Raw genomic sequence first — 13,084 nt, 5'->3', positions numbered from 1 at the left:
GTTTTAGTTAGTGTTTAGTTCGCTTGTGAAACGGCTTTACTTTCATTATTTGCATTGCCTTCGTTACTTTCTTTTGTACCTTGTGGCTCTTTGGCATTGGGGGGATTAGTGCCTTTGAGCGAATGAATGTAACTGCTTACAAGCTGAATTTGAAGCGGGTTGAGTTGTTTTTGCCAGCCGGGCATACCTTTCTGCGTACCATATTTTATAGTTTTGAAAATGTCATTGATTTTTCCGCCATAGAGCCAATACTCATCGGTCAGATTAGGACCTACTAATCCTTCGCCTTTTTGTCCGTGGCAGGCGGCACAATTAGCTTTATACACCTCTGCCCCTTTCTGAATTTGCTTTGCATCAGTGATAAGTTTTACATTTTTTTCATCAATGCTATTAGCAACTTTTTTCAAGTACTCTTCTTTTTTGACCTCTGCGATTTTGACTTCTTTTTCATATTCGGCATCTTGCAAATCCCAAACCTTCCATACGTGGTAAATAGGCAAATACAATACTGCGAAGGCAATCGTTACACCAAAAAACCAGTTGAACCACGCAGGAATAGGGTTATCTAATTCTTTGATGCCGTCAAACTCTTCATCAAGCAAAAGTTTATGTTCTTGCGATTTGGGTTTGAAGCCGATAAAACGTTCCCATAGGCTCAAGTGTTCGCCTGTAACCCGATTGGTTTCTTTTTGCAATAGATTAAGCAGTTGGAAAACTGTAATGATTAAAAGGATGATTATGGTAGCAGTAAGTCCTATCAGGAAAGCCAAAATCCAGAAAATCATTTCCTCTTCGCTACTTTTCTGAATGGCTACGACTTCTTGGGCTTTGAGTGGCACACTTGCCAAAGCAAACAAAGCTAGAATACCAATTTTGCGAAATATTGCTTTCATTGTTTTGATAAGTTTTGGTTAGGGATAGAACCGTCGTTTAAGGGAATATTTTTGATTTGCTGCATTTTGTCTTTTTTAGCTGTAATCAGCCACACGAGCATTCCTATAAAAAAGGTGAAAAATATCAGTAGTGAGATAATCAGGTAAATATCTACACCTTGCACACCATTAAGAAACTGCCTCATAGGTTTTTGAATTTGGTTTTTTATAGAAAATTTAGGTAAGGGGGCAAAGCCCCCAAGTTTTACTTTTGAGCGGTTTGCTCTTGTACTTTGATATCAGTACCCAAGCGTTGCAAATAGGCTATCAAAGCTACGATTTCTGTATTTTTCTCTACTTTTACTTTTTCTTTTTTCAGATTTTCTACGATTTGTGTAGCTTGCTCATCAATTTTATTGCGGGCATTTTTAATGTCCTCTTCGCTGTAAGGAACGCCCATAGTTCGTAGAACTTGCATTTTCTTTTCAATATCGGCGTAATCCATCTTGTTTTCTAAAAGCCAAGGATAAGGAGGCATAATAGAGCCGGGCGACATAGAAACAGGCTCTCGCATATGATGATAGTGCCAAGAATCGGGATATTTTTTACCAAGCCTCATCAAATCGGGACCTGTACGTTTAGAACCCCACAAGAAAGGGCGGTCATATACGTATTCACCTGATTTGGAATATTCGCCATAACGTTCAGTTTCTGAACGGAAAGGACGGACAAGCTGAGTATGACAAGCATTGCAACCTTCACGAATGTACAAATCTCTGCCTTCTAACTCTAATGGAGTGTAGGGTTTCACACTGGCAATGGTAGGAATATTTTCTTTGATAACAAAAGTAGGAATCATTTGTACCAAACCACCAATAGAAACTACAATTAAAGAGCCAACAAGCATCAGCAAAGGTTTGGTTTCAAATATTTTATGCCAACCTTTTAACTCTCCTATGGGTTGTGTGCGGAAAGAAACAGCTTCGGCGGCTTCATTGGCAACGAATTTTCCTTGTTTGGCAGTTTTCCAAAGATTATACACCATTACAATTACACCTGCAAAATAAAGCGTACCACCAATGCCACGCATTGCGTACATAGGTATAATTTTGGTAACAGTATCCAAGAAATTTCCATAACGCAAAGTGCCATCTTCAGCAAATTCTTTCCACATCAAACCTTGTGTAAATCCTGAAACGTACATAGGTATAGCATACAATACAATGCCCAAAGTGCCTATCCAGAAATGGGTATTGAGCAGTTTTTTAGAATAAATTTCTGTTTGATACAGGCGAGGCACAAGATAGTACAAAATGGCAAAAGTCATCATTCCATTCCAGCCCAAAGCTCCTACGTGTACGTGTGCTACTACCCAGTCGGTAAAGTGGGCAATGGCATTTACATTTTTGAGCGAGAGCATAGGTCCTTCAAAAGTTGCCATTAGGTATGCCGTAATAGCAACTACCATCATTTTGAGCGAAGCGTCATCACGTACTTTATCCCAAGCTCCACGAAGGGTAAGCAAGCCATTGATACCACCACCCCAAGAGGGAGCAATGAGCATCACAGAAAACACTACCCCCAAAGATTGTACCCAGTCGGGAGTAGATGAGTAAAGCAAATGGTGAGGACCCGCCCAGATATAGATAAAAATCAGTGTCCAGAAGTGTAAAATAGATAGTTTGTAGGAGTAAATTGGGCGATTTGCCATTTTAGGAAGGTAGTAGTACATCAAGCCCAAATAAGGGGTAGTAAGGAAAAAAGCTACTGCATTGTGTCCGTACCACCATTGCACGAGGGCATCTTGCACACCTGCGAAAAGTGAATAACTTTTTAAGAAACTAACAGGTAACTCAAAAGAATTGACAATATGAAGCATTGCTACGGTTACCCAAGAAGCAATATAAAACCAAATCGCAGCGTAAATATGTTTTTCACGACGTTTGATGAGCGTTCCGAACATATTGATACCAAATACCACCCAAACCAGCGTAATGGCAATATCAATAGGCCACTCTAATTCGGCATACTCTTTGGAAGTAGTAATACCCAAAGGCAAGGTAATAGCCGCCGAAAGAATAATCAGTTGCCAGCCCCAGAAATGTATTTGACTCAAAACATCGCTAAACATACGCGTTTTGAGCAGGCGTTGCATAGAATGATACACGCCCATAAAAATTGCATTCCCTACAAAGGCGAAAATCACGGCATTGGTGTGTAGAGGACGAATGCGTCCAAACGTTGTGTAAGGTATGCCAAAATTCAGTTCGGGGAAAACCAACTGAAAGGCAACGAGCAAACCTACAAGCATTCCAATTATCCCAAAAACTACTGTGGCAATACCGAAATTACGAACAATTGTGTTGTCGTATTCAAATTTTTCCAGTATGCCACTATGGGTGTAAGCAGATGAGGTTTTTACTTCCATAACTTGTTAAATTTTAGGTTTTTGATGAAAAATTTTCGGAATTAGAAGGTTTTTTATCTTCAAAAAGTATTCGTATTGAAGGCGTATAATCGTCCTCGTATTGTCCGCTTCGCAAATTCCACAGGAATACCAGCAGAAATAGTGTTCCCATTATTACACTGACACTCAAAAGAAAATAAATCACAGCCATAGTTTTAGCAGTTAATATTTTGACGATTGCTTTTTAGTAAAAAGTTTCCTTTGGCTTTTACGCTTAATGTTGTAAAAGCTACCACAGTAACAGAACTCAAAGGCATAAGAATTGCGGCAATTAGCGGCGAGAGTGTGCCTTGTACTGCAAAAGAAAGCCCTATGATGTTGTAAATCAGAGATATTCCAAAGCTCTGTTTGATGACTCTCATCGTTTTTTGGGCTAATGCCAAAAATCCTATCAAATTACCTAATGCAGAAGCATCTAAAATGGCATCAGAGGCTGGGGTGAAATAGGCAATGTTTTCTGTTACTGCTATGCCCACATCAGCTTTTTGTAAAGCTCCTGCGTCATTTAAGCCATCACCGAGCATCATTACCTTTTTTCCACTTTTTTGCAAACTTTTCACAAATTCCCATTTATCGTGAGGCGATTGATTGAAGTGCATTTTTTCATTTTTCAAGAAATACTTTACGAGATATGGGGCTTCGCCTGCGTTATCTCCTGAAAGTAAGTGTAAATCATAGCCTTTGTTCCAGAGGTTTTGTGTGAGAGTTTCTATTTCCTTGCGGTAACTATTGCGAAATACAAAGTAACCTTTCAATTCACCATTGATTTTCACAAATACTTTGCTGTGGTAGTCTTGTAAGGGCATTTCTACTTCAAGCCATTTTGCCGAACCTAATTGCACCCAAAAATTTCCCACTTTCCCACTTATACCTTTTCCTGTAAATTCTTCAAAATCTTGAACCTCTATTCTGAGGGGAGTATCAAGGGGGAGGTACTGGTAAATTTGTTGTGAAAGCGGGTGTGTAGAATTGCGAGCAAGTAACTTGATAGCTACTTTTTCTGCTTCAGATAACCCTTGCTGTATGGCTTTCCACTCAACTTGAGCTTTATCAGTTTCGGTAATAGTGCCTGTTTTATCAAAAATAAGGGTATCAATATGAGCCATTTGCTCAATAACGGCTACATTTTTAAGATAAAATTTAGTTTTGCCCATTATACGCATAGCCGTTCCCAAAGCAAAAGGAGATGAAAGTGCCAAAGCACAAGGACAACCAATAATCAGCACTGCTGTAAAAGCATTGATAGCTCTTGCCAAATCATTTTGCCATAGCCAATACACAATCCCCCCAAAAGCAACCGCCAAAAGAGCAAATGTGAAGTATTTACTCAAAAAGTTTTGCAAGCGAATAGTAGCTTCTTGGCTGGCTTTTTTCTTTTGAAATTCGTCTTTATTCCACAACTCCGTAAGGTAGCTTTGTGAAACAGGTTTTACTACTTCTAATTCAATAGTTGAACCTATCTGTTTGCCTCCTGCATAAATGATTTCGCCCAAAACTTTTTCCACAGGCATAGCCTCGCCCGTTACGAAACTATAATCTATGTTTGCCTCGCCTTTGAGCAAAATGCTATCGGCGGGAATAAGCTCTTGGTTGCGAATAACTATTCTATCGCCTACTTTGAGTTGGGCAACAGGTACTTGTTTTTCAGTACCTTCGGCGGTTTGTAAGCTCACTGCTACGGGGAAATAGGCTTTGAAATCTCTATCGTAGCGGAGTATATCATAGGTGCGTTGTTGAAACCATTTTCCCAAAAGCAAAAAGAAAATTAGCCCTGCAAGGGTATCTACGTAGCCTGCACCTATATCGGCAAAGATTTCGTAAGCACTGCGAGTAAGTAGAACAATCAATCCGAGAGCCAAAGGAAAATCAATATTTACAATTCCTTTGCGAATACTTTGGTAAGCCGAGTGAATATACCCCCAACCTGAATAGAAAAAAGCAGGTAAAACAATCAGGAAATTGATATATTGGAAAAATTTGCGAAAAGAACCTTCTGAATGGCTATCAAAACCAAAATACTCAGGAAAGCTAATCAGCATAATATTGCCAAAGGCAAAACCTGCTACGGCAATTTTGGCAATGATTTGTTTTTGTTCTCGGCTAATGCGTTTTTGCTCATTTTCAGCTTTTTCGGTATCGCTTAATGTGATATGAGGCTCATAGCCTATTTGGGCTAAAAGGGTAACAATTGCTTGCAAATCAGTTTCTTTTTCTGCATAAGAAACCAGCACTTGCTTTTTAAGAAAATCTACTCGGCTATATTGTATGCCTTTGTTGAGCTTATGCAGGTTTTCTAAAAGCCAAATGCAAGAACTACAATGAATAGCAGGAATGTAAAAAGTAATTTTAGCAGTATTGCCATCGGAAAAATCCAGCAGTTTGGCTTTGATTTCAGGCAAGTTCAGATAAGCATACTTTTCGGCTCGTACTTCGGCTTTTTGTGAGATGCGTTGCAAATCTTCCATTGTGTAATACTCGCACAAGCCATTTTCTTGTAAAAGAGCATATACTTGTTGGCAACCATTACAGCAAAAAGGCTTATCATCGTAGAATATAGTTTCATTGGGCTTGCAGGTATCGCCGCAGTGGTAGCACGTAGTGGCAATATGGGTATGAGTAGCCGACATATTATTGCAAAATATTTTTAGTCTTCAAGTCTTGGATAATTTGCTCTATAAGTGTTTCATTGATGCTTTCTTGGGCAAATCTGCCAATTTCTTTATCTTCAAAAATGAGAATTAGCTTTGGAAAACGCTTGACATTGAAACTTTTGGTAAGTTCGGGGTGGAGATTTGCATCAATGCTGAAAAAGTGCATTTTGCCTGCTTGTGTATAAGAATAAAGCAGATTTTCTGTATGCAAGGCAATTTTTTGCTCATCTCTGTTTGAGTAAAAAAACAGAACAATGAGCTTGGTAAGTGTTTTGGGCTCTACTTTCCGACTAATTAACTCCTTGATGGTCATAAAAATCCATACTATTTCTGTTTCCAAAAGTAGTATGGAAAAATGGAGGAGGGTATGAGTTTAAGGAGTAGAAAAACTGACTTTTATCAGGGGTTACTTACTCAAATAGTCAATCATTTTATGAGCCGCTGTTTGTGAAGCACCTACACTGCCCATTATGTGTTTGAGGGTGAGATAATTTTGAAGCATTTTTTCACGTCCTTCTCCCGAAACGATTTTTTCTAATTCTTGTCGTAGGTTTTCAGTGGTTAGGTTATTTTGGATAAGCTCACAAACTACTTGTTGGTTCATTATGAGATTAACAAGCGAAATGTAACGTACTTGTACTAATCGTTTAGCAATTTGATATGAAAGGGCATTTCCCTTGTAGCAAACCACTTGTGGAACGCTGAAAAGAGCCGTTTCCAGCGTAGCGGTGCCTGAGGTTACAATGGCTGTGTGAGCGTGAGCTAATAAATCATAGGTTTGATTATACAAAACAGGGACTTCGTATTTTTTACAAATATCATACATTTCGGTGGGTACATTATCAACGCCTGCAACAACCCATTGAAAATCTGCAAAATAAGGCTTGCAAGAAAGCATAATAGGCAAAATGTAATGAAGTTCGCTTCTTCGGCTACCGGGCAAAACCGCTAAAATAGGCTTTTGGGGAGAAAGATTATTTTTCTTGAAAAAATTTTCATCTCCTTTGTAACTATTGATGGCATCTAAAAGGGGGTTGCCTACGTAATCTACTTCGTAGTGGAATTTTTTGTAAAAATCTTTTTCAAAAGGTAAGATTACAAACATTCTATCTACGTATTTTTTGATTTTGTACGCTCGTTTTGTATTCCAAGCCCATATTTTGGGGGAAATGTAATAAAAGGTGCGAATGTTGTGCTTTTTGCAGAAACGAGCTATTCGCATATTAAATCCTGCAAAATCTACTAAAATGACTACATCGGGTTGGTAGTTGAGAATATCTTTTTTGCAAAGTGAAAGAAACTTAAAAATTTTGGAAATTTTGGAAAGCACTTCCAAAAAGCCCATTACAGCAATTTCCTTGTAATGCTGAAACATTGTGCCACCTACTGCTTGCATTTGCTCACCACCTAAAAAGCGAAAATCAGCTTGGCTATCAAGATTTTTGATAGCTTTCATCAGGTTAGAAGCGTGTAAATCGCCTGAACGCTCACCAACTACCAAGTAGTATTTCACAGAGAAAATTTTAGATTGTGTTTTGTTCTCTTTGACGAATAATTTTGTTGAATTCAATTACCAAACTCCACAAAATGCCTACAATAAAGCCTATCAGTGCCGAAATTCCCAAAGTGTCACGAATAGAAAATTTGCGAGGCTTTTGGTAGTGAGTGAAACCTTTGATGACCTTTATATCATCAATAAAAGCCAATTCTTCTTTCACTTTACCCTCGGCTTCGTATAGCAGTAGTAAGTCTTTTGAAAATCCGCTATTGGAGTTTAAAATAATGGGATTTTTAGCAAATAAACTTGCTTCTACAATTCTTTTGATGCTATCAGTGTGTTTTATATCTTTTTGAATTTGAGCAAGCAATCTTTCTTTATTTTCTTTGAAAAGTTGCTTGCGTTTTTGTACATAAGGCAGATTTTCAAAATAACTGACTATCCCTTGTTGGATTTTCTCTAAATTTTCGTTATTGGTGGTTTCTATGGTAAGGGCAATTGTAGAATCTTTGCGTATATCTTTATCAATATTTTTTTGAATCTCACGATTGGGAGCGGCTTCTAATTTTTCAAGGTTCTTGGCAATATCTTTTGGCAAACCTGTAAGTTTTTCAATTTCATTGTAATTTTCTTCTCTTACCAAGTTGTTAAGCGTATTTGTTATCTCTACTACTTCGGAAGCTGTCATTGAACGCGACTGAAAAATCATAGTGGATTGATAGCGAGGCTGAAAAACTAAAAAGCTACTTAATACCCCTAACCCAATACAAGCAATCATTACTGCTAAAATAAGCAAAAATCGCTTTTTGAAAAACTTGTAAATCTTGATAATCAGTTCTAATAAATCAATTTCTTCGTAAGATTGGCTTTGCGAATTGGTTGTGTTCATAATTTCTATATTTATCGGGCAAAACTATAAATTTTTTACTTTCTTTGTGTGTTTTATGAAAGGTTTTTATTTTCAAAATTTGGTTTTATGCAATTGGCAGAGCTTTATAAGGTTTATTTAGCAAATCCTCGTATTTCTACCGATACTCGCAAAATTGAGGCAGGAAGTATCTTTTTTGCTCTCAAAGGAGCGAATTTCAATGGAAATGCCTTCGCCCAAGAAGCTCTTGATAAAGGAGCTATTTATGCCGTAATTGATGAAAAAAAATACCAAAATAGCGAAAAGTGTATTTTGGTGAAAAATGTATTAAAAACCTTACAGCAACTTGCTACCTTACACCGAAAAAATTTAGATATTCCTTTTATCGCTATTGCGGGTTCTAATGGTAAAACAACCACCAAAGAACTCACAGCTCTTGTGTTAGCTCAGAAATACAAAACTTTCGCCACACAAGGCAATCTGAATAATCACATTGGAGTACCACTTACTATTCTTTCTATTCCGAAAGATACAGAAATTGCAGTTATTGAGCTTGGGGCGAATCACATCGGCGAAACAGTTTTTCTTTGTCAAATCGCACAACCCACTTGCGGAGTAGTTACCAATATCGGTTTAGACCATCTAGAGGGTTTTGGGAGTTTGGAAGGAGTAGCAAAGGCTAATAGCGAACTTTATAAGTATTTGCAAAAAAACAAAGGCGTAATTTTTCTCAATACTAATGAAAAAGAATTGCTTTCAGTTCTTGAAAAACTCAAATTTCCTAAAAAACGTACTTTTACTTATCCCAACGAAAAAGATTACTTACATTGTAAATTAGGCAGTTCAGATTTTTTTGTTTCTTACGAAAATGAGCAAGGCAATTTTATTCAAACACAACTGATAGGCAAATATAATTTTGCAAATATTGCTACGGCTTTGTGCATTGGTAAATATTTTGGAGTAGCCCCCGAAAAAATGGACGAAGCCATTTTGAGCTACAAACCTCGTAACAATCGTTCGCAGATTTTACATCAAAATACTAATATTGTCATTTTAGACGCATACAATGCCAACCCAAGTTCAATGAAAGAAGCCATAGAAAATTTCGCTCAAATTCAAACTTCACAGAGTAAAGCAGTTATTTTGGGACAAATGAATGAACTTGGTTCTTATAGTTATGCCGAACATCAAAAGTTGGGTAAGCTCATTGCTGAAAAAAACTTTGATCTAGTTGTTTTGTATGGTGATGAAATGCAACCTGCTTTGGAATTTTTACCGAAAGCCTATTTTTTTACTGATAAATTTTCTTTACATAATTGGCTCAAAGATAAAAACTTGCAAGATTGGTTCATTCTTGTAAAGGGTTCGCGAGGAGTGCAAATGGAGTCGGTTTTAGATTTTTTGTAGTTCTGCAACTTTTTATGCTATTTACGAGTTTTATTTTTGCTAATTTTGCAAAAAAATTACTATGCCTCCACGCAATCGTTTCGCAGAAAACGGCGAAAATCCTGACAAAAAACGCAAACTTACCAAAGAAGGTTTTGCCAAAATCAGAAAACTATTGGCTTATACACGTCCTTATCGGGTCTATTTTTGGGTAGGAATGTTCTTTTTGGTGATTTCTACCCTTACCACGCTTACTTTTCCTACACTTTCGGGCAAAATTGCTGATGTAGCTTCGGGAGATACCTCTTGGATACTTAAAAGTGTCAATCAGGTAGCTTGGGTATTTTTGGGGATACTACTTTTGCAGGCTTTGGCTTCCTTTTTTCGTGTGTATCTTTTTGCCAATGTAAGCGAGCGAACAATGGCAGACTTGCGAGCTAGCCTTTACAACAAAATTATCACGCTACCGATAAGTTTTTTTGAGAAAAATCGTGTGGGCGACCTTATTAGCCGCATCAATACAGATATTAGTCAGCTGGAAAGTATGCTTTCTTTTGGCTTGGCTGAAATTTTCAGGCAAGTTGCCGTTCTGACCATAGGCGTAAGTATTTTGCTTATTCGCTACACTGAACTTGCTTTGGTAATGCTTGCTACTTTTCCCGTGATGATAATTGCGGCAATTCTTTTTGGTAGATTTATCCGAAAACTTTCCAAAAAAGCCCAAGATGAACTCGCCCAAGCGAGTACCATTGTAGAAGAAACTTTTCAGGCTATTCAAGTAGTTAAAATTTTCACAAATGAACTTTGGGAACAAAGGCGTTATCGCAATAAATTAAATAATTTGGTAAAAATTGCTCTTAAAACCTCTGTATTTCGGGGTATTTTTGTATCGTTTCTGATATTTGCTCTTTTTGGTGGAATTGTGCTCGTACTTTGGTATGGGGCAAATCTGATTGCCGAAGGTTCGCTCAAAACAGGCGAACTGATAGAGTTTATTCTTTACACGATATTTATTGGTGCTTCGGTGGCGGGTATGGGTGATTTGTACGCTCAACTCCAAAAAACCATTGGGGCTTCGGAAAGAATTTTGGAGATTTTAGGGGAAAAATCCGAAATCAATCGTTTTGCAGATTTGGAAAATTTAGAAAAAATTAAAGGTAAAATTCAGATTGAAAATTTGCATTTTAGCTACCCGACAAGAGCTGATTTAGAGGTTTTGAAGGGTGTATCACTAAAAATTCATCAAGGGCAGAAAGTAGCTCTTGTAGGGTATAGTGGAGCAGGTAAATCTACTATTATTCAATTACTTATGAAACTTTATGAAGTTCCTGCCCAAACAATATGGATAGACGAAAAACCTTTGGAGCAATGGGATACACACACTTTGCGGGCAAATATGGCTCTTGTGCCGCAGGAACTTATACTTTTTGGCGGAACTATTCGTGAAAATATCGCCTATGGCAAGCCCAATGCCTCTGATGAGGAAATCATTGAGGCGGCAAAAAAAGCCAATGCTTGGGAATTTATTGAGCGTTTTCCCGAAAAATTAAATACCATTGTAGGCGAAAGGGGGATAAAACTTTCAGGGGGGCAACGTCAGCGAATTGCGATTGCAAGAGCCATTCTGAAAAATCCGAGTATTCTGATTTTGGACGAAGCTACAAGTTCTTTGGATGCTGAATCGGAAAAAATCGTGCAAGATGCCCTCAATGAACTTATGAAAAACCGAACTACTATCATTATTGCACATAGACTTGCTACAATTCGCAATGCTGATGTAATTTATGTGCTTGACGAAGGCAAAATCGCTGAAATTGGCACACATCAGAAACTTTTGCAGAATGAAAATGGCATTTATGCAGGGTTGGTGCGTATGCAAATGGAATATGCCACTTATGAGATAACTTAAATTCCCCCAAAAAAAACTTTCAATTTTTGTAACAAATTCTAAAAAAATTTGGTATAATTGTTGCCACGTTTGTGTTTGTTAAAATCAATTTTTCACCTAAACTCTAAAAAGCGTATGAAAAAAGTTAGCTTACTAGCTGTTTTTACATTTTTAGCCATCAATGTTTTTGCTCAAAGTGAAGGAGATGCTATTATAGGTATCTGGATGAATGACGAGGGTACGGCTCGCGTTCAAATTTACAAAACCAAAGAGGGCAAATATAATGGTAGAATTGTTTGGCTCAAAGAACCCAATGATCCCGAAACAGGTCAGCCCAAATTAGATAAGAAAAACCCTAATGAGGCTATGAGAAATAAGCCAGTGAAGGGATTGGTAAATCTGATTAACCTTGAATACAAAGGCTCTAAAAAATGGGGCGGTGATGATGCTCGTATTTATGACCCTAAATCAGGAAATACGTATACCTGCGACGCAACAATGACAAACGAAAGTACCCTTGAGCTTAAAGGAAAAATACCCGGAACAGGAATTGGCAGAACAGCGACCTGGACAAAGCAAGTGAAAAAATAAATTGATAGCACCTATACCTACAAGTTATTCAGGCTTGTAGGTTTTTTCTCATTAATTTTATGTCAAAAATTACCAAAATTTTACTTTTTCTTTTATTATCGGTTCATCTGCAAGCTCAAAGCATTTTAGAAGATGAACTGACCAAAGAATTTACTTTTGGCATAAATATCAATACAAATGCTAATTTTCCCGGAGGCATTAGCTTCAAGTATGGAAAAGTAACAGATAATGCACGTGTAAATACTACTTATACCATTGAATTCGTGGGCATTCGTCATCCGCAAGAATATCGCTTTTCAGTTTCAAGTGTAAGTGGTGGTCAGGCTTTTGTGAGAGGAAAACAAAATTATCTTTACAATTTGCGTTTGCAGTTTGGTAAAGATTTGGTGCTTTTCCGTAAAGCTCCCCAAGAAGGCGTGCAAGTGAATGCTGTTTTGGCAGGTGGTTTAAGTGTAGGTTTCCTTAAACCTTATATGATACGTTATAATACATCAGGAACGGGTAGTGGGCTTTCAGGTAACACACTTAATATACCTTTTTATCAATATAATTTTGGTGATGATGCCCTCTTTCAAAATAAATATGGGGTGCCCTTTACCGAAGAACGTATAGAAGGCAGAGGTGATTTCTTTGCGGGTTTTGAGCAAATGAAAATAGTACCCGGCATCAATGCCAAAATAGGACTTGCTTTTGAAACAAGTGCCTTCAAAACCAGCCTTACAGGCATAGAAACAGGCTTTGTGATAGACATATTTACTCAAAAAATGCCTATTTTGAATGCAAACTTTACTGCTGACCCTGTTAAAAACTATTCTACTTTTGCCGCTTTATATTTGAGTATGTTTTTTGGTGGCAGAAAATAA

The 13,084-nt window shown here is 37.6% G+C and carries 12 protein-coding genes; 4 read left to right on the top strand and 8 right to left on the bottom strand.

Annotation, left to right across the window (positions count from 1 at the left end; translation table 11 throughout):
* Positions 1-14: 14 nt before the first annotated feature.
* The 8 genes from Rain11_RS01830 to Rain11_RS01795 form a co-directional block, all read right to left on the bottom strand.
* Positions 15-893 carry a cbb3-type cytochrome c oxidase N-terminal domain-containing protein gene (locus Rain11_RS01830; protein ID WP_101357625.1) on the bottom strand — a complete coding sequence of 293 codons (879 nt, stop codon included), beginning with the start codon at positions 891-893 and terminating at the stop codon, positions 15-17.
* Positions 890-1,078 (bottom strand): CcoQ/FixQ family Cbb3-type cytochrome c oxidase assembly chaperone, encoded by a 189-nt coding sequence (locus Rain11_RS01825; protein ID WP_101357624.1) that lies wholly within the window; start codon positions 1,076-1,078, stop codon positions 890-892. The genes Rain11_RS01830 and Rain11_RS01825 overlap by 4 nt, the downstream gene beginning before the upstream one ends.
* Before the next feature lie 59 nt (positions 1,079-1,137).
* Complete coding sequence (gene ccoN / locus Rain11_RS01820) at positions 1,138-3,300, bottom strand: cytochrome-c oxidase, cbb3-type subunit I (RefSeq protein WP_101357623.1); 2,163 nt, start codon at positions 3,298-3,300, stop codon at positions 1,138-1,140.
* A gap of 13 nt (positions 3,301-3,313) precedes the next feature.
* The gene (gene ccoS / locus Rain11_RS01815) at positions 3,314-3,490 is read right to left on the bottom strand and encodes a cbb3-type cytochrome oxidase assembly protein CcoS (protein ID WP_101357622.1); all 177 of its coding nucleotides are present in this window, start codon (positions 3,488-3,490) and stop codon (positions 3,314-3,316) included.
* Between the two features lie 4 nt (positions 3,491-3,494).
* Positions 3,495-5,966 carry a heavy metal translocating P-type ATPase gene (locus Rain11_RS01810; protein WP_101357621.1) on the bottom strand — a complete coding sequence of 824 codons (2,472 nt, stop codon included), beginning with the start codon at positions 5,964-5,966 and terminating at the stop codon, positions 3,495-3,497.
* 1 nt (position 5,967) lies between these two features.
* Positions 5,968-6,303: a thioredoxin domain-containing protein gene (locus Rain11_RS01805; RefSeq protein ID WP_101357620.1), complete on the bottom strand. Its 336-nt coding sequence runs from the start codon at positions 6,301-6,303 to the stop codon at positions 5,968-5,970.
* 93 nt (positions 6,304-6,396) lie between these two features.
* Positions 6,397-7,503 (bottom strand): lipid-A-disaccharide synthase, encoded by a 1,107-nt coding sequence (lpxB, locus tag Rain11_RS01800; RefSeq protein ID WP_101357619.1) that lies wholly within the window; start codon positions 7,501-7,503, stop codon positions 6,397-6,399.
* 10 nt (positions 7,504-7,513) lie between these two features.
* The gene (locus Rain11_RS01795; RefSeq protein ID WP_101357618.1) at positions 7,514-8,377 is read right to left on the bottom strand and encodes a Wzz/FepE/Etk N-terminal domain-containing protein; all 864 of its coding nucleotides are present in this window, start codon (positions 8,375-8,377) and stop codon (positions 7,514-7,516) included.
* An 87-nt stretch (positions 8,378-8,464) separates the two neighbouring features.
* On the opposite strand from Rain11_RS01795, the gene Rain11_RS01790 reads away from it, so the two are divergent.
* From Rain11_RS01790 to Rain11_RS01775, 4 genes are all read left to right on the top strand, one after another.
* Positions 8,465-9,763: a UDP-N-acetylmuramoyl-tripeptide--D-alanyl-D-alanine ligase gene (locus Rain11_RS01790; RefSeq protein ID WP_101357664.1), complete on the top strand. Its 1,299-nt coding sequence runs from the start codon at positions 8,465-8,467 to the stop codon at positions 9,761-9,763.
* A 61-nt stretch (positions 9,764-9,824) separates the two neighbouring features.
* Entirely contained in the window at positions 9,825-11,651 is a 1,827-nt protein-coding gene (locus Rain11_RS01785) for an ABC transporter ATP-binding protein (RefSeq protein WP_101357617.1), read from the top strand.
* Positions 11,652-11,765: 114 nt separating this feature from the next.
* On the top strand, positions 11,766-12,221 hold the full coding sequence (locus Rain11_RS01780) for a DUF2147 domain-containing protein (RefSeq protein ID WP_101357616.1): 456 nt from the start codon (positions 11,766-11,768) through the stop codon (positions 12,219-12,221).
* A gap of 59 nt (positions 12,222-12,280) precedes the next feature.
* Positions 12,281-13,084 carry a hypothetical protein gene (locus Rain11_RS01775; protein ID WP_101357615.1) on the top strand — a complete coding sequence of 268 codons (804 nt, stop codon included), beginning with the start codon at positions 12,281-12,283 and terminating at the stop codon, positions 13,082-13,084.

The sequence above is a fragment of the Raineya orbicola genome, assembly GCF_002843425.1.
In the GTDB taxonomy this organism is placed as follows: Bacteria; Bacteroidota; Bacteroidia; order Cytophagales; family Thermonemataceae; genus Raineya; species Raineya orbicola.
The sequence above is the reverse complement of the archived record's forward strand: the minus strand, read 5'-3'. Positions and strand labels throughout refer to the sequence as shown.

Excerpts from the sequence above, each read along its gene's own strand:
- Rain11_RS01830 (WP_101357625.1), bottom strand. The coding sequence starts at position 893 with ATGAAAGCAATATTTCGCAAAATTGGTATTCTAGCTTTGTTTGCTTTG.
- Rain11_RS01825 (WP_101357624.1), bottom strand. The coding sequence starts at position 1,078 with ATGAGGCAGTTTCTTAATGGTGTGCAAGGTGTAGATATTTACCTGATT.
- ccoN (WP_101357623.1), bottom strand. The coding sequence starts at position 3,300 with ATGGAAGTAAAAACCTCATCTGCTTACACCCATAGTGGCATACTGGAA.
- ccoS (WP_101357622.1), bottom strand. The coding sequence starts at position 3,490 with ATGGCTGTGATTTATTTTCTTTTGAGTGTCAGTGTAATAATGGGAACA.
- Rain11_RS01810 (WP_101357621.1), bottom strand. The coding sequence starts at position 5,966 with ATGTCGGCTACTCATACCCATATTGCCACTACGTGCTACCACTGCGGC.
- Rain11_RS01805 (WP_101357620.1), bottom strand. The coding sequence starts at position 6,303 with ATGACCATCAAGGAGTTAATTAGTCGGAAAGTAGAGCCCAAAACACTT.
- Rain11_RS01795 (WP_101357618.1), bottom strand. The coding sequence starts at position 8,377 with ATGAACACAACCAATTCGCAAAGCCAATCTTACGAAGAAATTGATTTA.
- Rain11_RS01790 (WP_101357664.1), top strand. The coding sequence starts at position 8,465 with ATGCAATTGGCAGAGCTTTATAAGGTTTATTTAGCAAATCCTCGTATT.
- Rain11_RS01785 (WP_101357617.1), top strand. The coding sequence starts at position 9,825 with ATGCCTCCACGCAATCGTTTCGCAGAAAACGGCGAAAATCCTGACAAA.
- Rain11_RS01780 (WP_101357616.1), top strand. The coding sequence starts at position 11,766 with ATGAAAAAAGTTAGCTTACTAGCTGTTTTTACATTTTTAGCCATCAAT.
- Rain11_RS01775 (WP_101357615.1), top strand. The coding sequence starts at position 12,281 with ATGTCAAAAATTACCAAAATTTTACTTTTTCTTTTATTATCGGTTCAT.